The sequence below is a fragment of the Xanthomonas pisi DSM 18956 genome (genome assembly GCF_001010415.1).
Lineage (GTDB): Bacteria > Pseudomonadota > Gammaproteobacteria > Xanthomonadales > Xanthomonadaceae > Xanthomonas > Xanthomonas pisi.
The window spans coordinates 1-339 of sequence record NZ_JPLE01000207.1 but is presented as its reverse complement, the minus strand read 5'-3'; the positions used below and the strand labels follow the sequence as shown (position 1 = coordinate 339).

Below are 339 nucleotides of genomic sequence, written 5' to 3'. Positions count from 1 at the left end.
GCGATGAGGAGGCGGTCTCTATACACCAATAACGGCCCCGATGCGGCGGATTTCCGCAAAAAGACCGCCGTTCACCACGCTTGTTCAGGCGCCGTTGACCGCAAAGCCACGATCCTGACGGTTCGCAGAGTTCCTTTCGCCGCCCGGAGACCGATCATGACGATCCCGCCCCTGAGCATCGCCGCCGCCGGAATGCAGAACGCCGCCAACCGCTTCGAGGCCAGCGCCCGCCGCACGGCCACAGGCACGCTGGACAACCTGGCGGTCGAGGCGGTCGAACAGATCCGCGCCAGGCAGGACTTCTCCGCCAACGCCGCCGTGGCGCGGACGGCGGACGAG

Annotated in this window: 1 protein-coding gene; it reads left to right on the top strand. The window is 67.3% G+C overall.

What is annotated here, in order from left to right; genetic code table 11:
- Nucleotides 1–156: 156 nt before the first annotated feature.
- Nucleotides 157–339 (top strand): hypothetical protein (locus Y887_RS17735; protein ID WP_046965608.1); only part of this gene is annotated, 183 nt, incomplete at its 3' end.